This window comes from Saccharomonospora halophila 8 (assembly GCF_000383775.1).
Lineage (GTDB): Bacteria > Actinomycetota > Actinomycetes > Mycobacteriales > Pseudonocardiaceae > Saccharomonospora > Saccharomonospora halophila.
Genome location: NZ_KB912568.1, coordinates 1 through 4094, shown reverse-complemented (window position 1 = coordinate 4094; position 4094 = coordinate 1). Strand labels below are relative to the sequence as shown.

The following is a 4094-nucleotide window of genomic DNA, read 5'->3' as shown; positions in this document are numbered from 1 at the left end:
CACCCGGCCGGGGAACGGCGTCGGTCGGCGGTACGGGCCCCCGCCACCGTCAGGCGCCCACCCGTTCCAGGATCAGCTCCCGGACGCGCTTCGCGTCGGCCTGGCCCTGGGTCGCCTTCATCACCGCGCCGACGACCGCCCCGGCGGCCTGCACCTTGCCGCCGCGGATCTTCTCCGCCACGTCCGGCTGCGCGGCGAGCGCCTCGTCCACGGCGGCCAGCAGCGCGGAGTCGTCCGAGACGACCTTCAGGCCGTGCTTGTCGACCACCTCGTCCGGGCCGCCCTCACCGTCGAGCACCCCCTGCACGACCTGACGGGCGAGCTTGTTGGTGAGCTCCCCGGCGGAGACCAGTTCGATCACCCGCGCCACCTGGACCGGGGTGATCGGCAGGTCGGCCAGCTCCACCTGCCGGCTGTTGGCCTGCTGGGTGAGGTTCTGCACCCACCAGATGCGGGCCTCCCCCGGGTCGGCACCCGCCTCCACCGTGGCGGCCACCAGCTCGATCGCCCCGGTGTTGACGAGGTCGCGCAGTTCCTCGTCGGTGAGCTGCCAGTCCTGCTGGATCCGCCTGCGCCGCTCCCACGGCAGTTCGGGCAGCGTGGTCCGCAGCTGCTCCACCCATTCCCGCGAGGGCGCGATCGGCACGAGGTCCGGCTCGGGGAAGTAGCGGTAGTCCTCGGCGGTCTCCTTGGTGCGGCCCGCGGCGGTGGTGCCGTCGGCCTCCTGGAAGTGCCGCGTCTCCTGGGTGATGCTGCCGCCCCCGGCGAGCACGGCCGCCTGCCTGCCCATCTCGTGGCGGACGGCGCGCTCGACGCTGCGCAGCGAGTTGACGTTCTTGGTCTCGGTGCGGGTGCCGAACTCCGCGGACCCCTTCGGCGTCAGCGAGACGTTCGCGTCGCAGCGCAGCGAGCCCTGGTCCATCCGCACGTCGGAGACGTCCATCGCGCGCAGCAGGTCGCGCAGCGCCGTGACGTAGGCGCGGGCGACCTCGGGGGCGCGCTCGCCCATCCCGGTGACCGGCTTGGTGACGATCTCGATGAGCGGAACCCCGGCGCGGTTGTAGTCCAGCAGCGAGTGCTCCGCGCCGTGGATGCGGCCGGTGGCGCCGCCGACGTGCAGCGACTTGCCGGTGTCCTCCTCCATGTGCGCGCGCTCGATGCCGACCCGCACCACCTCGCCGTCGTCGAGCACCACGTCGAGGTACCCGTCGAACGCGATCGGCTCGTCGTACTGCGAGGTCTGGAAATTCTTCGGCATGTCCGGGTAGAAGTAGTTCTTCCGGGCGAATCGGCACCACTCGGCGATCTCGCAGTTCAGCGCGAGCCCGATCCGCACGGCCGACTCCACGGCGGTGCCGTTGACCACCGGCAGCGCACCGGGCAGACCGAGGCAGGTCGGGCACACGTGGGTGTTCGGCTCACCACCGAACTCGTTCGGGCACCCGCAGAACATCTTCGTGTTCGTGTTCAGCTCGACGTGCACCTCGAGGCCGAGCACCGGGTCGTACCGCTCGACGACCTCGGCGTAGTCCATGATCTCCGCGACCGCTGTCATCGTGAGGCCACTCCTTCAAGCTCCGGGATGCGGTCCAGCACCGGCCCGCGCGCCGTCTCGTAGGCCGCACCCACCCGGTAGAGGCGGTCGTCGGCCAGCGCGGGCGCCATGATCTGCAACCCCACCGGCAGACCGTCGTCGTCCGAGAGCCCGCTGGGCACGCTCATCGCGGCGTTGCCCGCCAGGTTCGCCGGGATGGTGCACAGGTCCGCCAGGTACATCGCCATCGGGTCGTCCACCCGCTCGCCGATCCGGAAGGCGGTGGTCGGCGTGGTCGGCGAGACCAGCACGTCCACCCGCTCGTACGCCGCGGCGAAGTCGCGGGCGATCAGCGTGCGCACCTTCTGCGCCGAGCCGTAGTAGGCGTCGTAGTACCCCGAGGACAGGGCGTAGGTGCCGAGCATGATGCGCCGCTTGACCTCGGCGCCGAACCCGGCCTCGCGGGACAGGGACATGACCTCCTCGGCGCCGTGCTCACCGTCGTCGGCCACCCGCAGCCCGTACCGCATGGCGTCGAAGCGGGCCAGGTTGGACGAGCACTCGCTGGGGGCGATCAGGTAGTACGCCGACAGGCCGTGGGTGAAGTGCGGGCAGGACACCTCGACGACCTCGGCCCCGAGGGAGCGCAGCCGGTCCACGGCGGCCTCGAAGGAGGACAGCACACCCGGCTGGTAGCCCTCGCCGGACAGTTCCCGCACCACGCCGACGGTCAGTCCGGACAGGTCGCCCTCGGCGCCCTCCCGCGCGGCGCGCACCACCGGCGGCACCGGTGTGTCGACCGAGGTCGAGTCGAGCGGGTCGTGCCCGCCGACGACCTCGTGCAGCAGCGCGGCGTCGAGCACGGTGCGCGCACAGGGGCCGGCCTGGTCCAGCGACGAGGAGAACGCCACCAGCCCGTACCGGGACACGCCGCCGTAGGTGGGCTTGACCCCCACCGTGCCGGTCACGGAGGCGGGCTGGCGGATCGACCCGCCGGTGTCGGTGCCGATGGCCAGCGGCGCCTCGAACGCCGCCAGCGAGGCCGACGAACCGCCGCCGGAGCCGCCGGGGACGCGGTCGCGGTCCCACGGGTTGCGGGTGGGGCCGAACGCGGAGTTCTCCGTGGACGAGCCCATCGCGAACTCGTCCATGTTCGTCTTGCCCAGCACCGGCACCCCGGCCTCGCGCAACCTGCGGGTCACCGTCGCGTCGTAGGGCGGCAGCCAGTTCTCCAGCGTCCGCGAGCCGCAGGTGGTGGGCAGGCCGCGCGTGGTGAGCACGTCCTTGAGCGCCAGCGGCACCCCGGCCAGTGGGGACACCGGGGCGCCCCCGCCGTCGAGCGTGGTGTCCACGGCCCGGGCGGCCGCGAGCGCACCGTCCGCGTCGACGTGCAGGAAGGCGTGGACATCGTCGTCCACCGCGGCGACCCGGTCCAGGTGCGCGCGGGTGACCTCCTCGGACGACACCTCACGGGTGTGGATCTTGTCGGCCAGTTCGGCGGCCGTGAGCCTGGTCAGATCGGTCACTGTTCCTCCCCCAGGATGCGCGGGACCCGAAACCGGCCCTCCTCGGCGGCGGGGGCCCCGGCCAGGGCCTGCTCCTGGCTCAGCCCGGGCCGCACCACGTCCGGGCGGAACGTGTTGGTGAGCGGGACGGCGTGCGAGGTCGGCGGGATGTCGTCGGTCGCGACCTCGCCGACCTTCGCGACCGAGTCGAGGATCTGGTCGAGCTGGCCTGCGAACACGTCCAGTTCCTCATCGGTGACGGCCAGCCTCGCCAGTCTGGCCAGGTGCGCGACCTCGTCGCGGGAAATGTTCGACACGCGGGCGACTCCGGGTGTTCTCGATTCGTGGGCGCGGGCACTCGCCGCGGGATTCTGGGAGATCCGGTCTTACCCAGGGAAGTCTATGGGCCGCGGCCCGGCCGGGTGGGGCCGGGTCGGCACACCCGACCGCGCCTGTCCCCGGCACCGTCGGAGCTGTCACAATCGTCGGTCGGTGACCGGCGTGGGTGCTTGAATGAGGTGAGGACGCCGGCCGAGGGAAGGGGTCCACGTTGTCTTTCCTGATCCGGGTCCAGGTCCCGGACAGCCCCGGCAGCCTCGGCGCCGTGGCGAGCGCGCTGGGCACGGCCGGCGCCGACATCCTCAGCGTCGACATCGTCGAGCGGGGTAACGGACTCGCCGTCGACGACCTCGTGGTGGAGCTGCCGAACGGCAGGCTCCCGGACACACTCATCACGGCGGCGGAGAGCGTGGACGGAGTCGAGGTCGACGCCGTGCGCCCGTACGCGGGAGTGCTGGACACGCACCGGGAGCTGGAGCTGGTCGAGGAGATCGCGGCCAGCCCCGGCTCGGGGCTGGAGCTGCTCGCCGAGGGGGTTCCCCGGATCGTGCGGGCCGGGTGGTCGTTGATCGTCCAGCACACCGGCGACGGCACCAGCCAGCTGTGCGCGTCGACGGCCGCGCCGCAGGCGCCCCCCGAGGAGCTGCCGTGGCTGCCGCTGGAGCGGGCCACGGTCCTGGACGCGGACGCGGACTGGGTGCCGGCGATGTGGCGGG

Annotated in this window: 4 protein-coding genes; 1 reads left to right on the top strand and 3 read right to left on the bottom strand. The window is 72.5% G+C overall.

Going from position 1 to position 4094, the window contains the following annotated elements:
* Positions 1-49: 49 nt before the first annotated feature.
* From gatB to gatC, 3 genes are read right to left on the bottom strand one after another with little or no spacing between them, the layout of a single operon-like run.
* Positions 50-1555: an Asp-tRNA(Asn)/Glu-tRNA(Gln) amidotransferase subunit GatB gene (gatB, locus tag SACHA_RS0116050; RefSeq protein WP_019811366.1), complete on the bottom strand. Its 1506-nt coding sequence runs from the start codon at positions 1553-1555 to the stop codon at positions 50-52.
* Positions 1552-3060: an Asp-tRNA(Asn)/Glu-tRNA(Gln) amidotransferase subunit GatA gene (gatA, locus tag SACHA_RS0116045; RefSeq protein ID WP_019811365.1), complete on the bottom strand. Its 1509-nt coding sequence runs from the start codon at positions 3058-3060 to the stop codon at positions 1552-1554. The genes gatB and gatA overlap by 4 nt, the downstream gene beginning before the upstream one ends.
* Positions 3057-3356, bottom strand: coding sequence for an Asp-tRNA(Asn)/Glu-tRNA(Gln) amidotransferase subunit GatC (gene gatC / locus SACHA_RS0116040; protein WP_019811364.1), 300 nt, complete (start codon positions 3354-3356; stop codon positions 3057-3059). Before gatC ends, gatA begins: the two co-directional genes overlap by 4 nt.
* A gap of 233 nt (positions 3357-3589) precedes the next feature.
* Here gatC and SACHA_RS0116035 point away from each other — a divergent pair.
* A partial coding sequence (locus tag SACHA_RS0116035) for an ACT domain-containing protein (RefSeq protein ID WP_019811363.1) occupies positions 3590-4094 on the top strand: 505 nt, incomplete at its 3' end.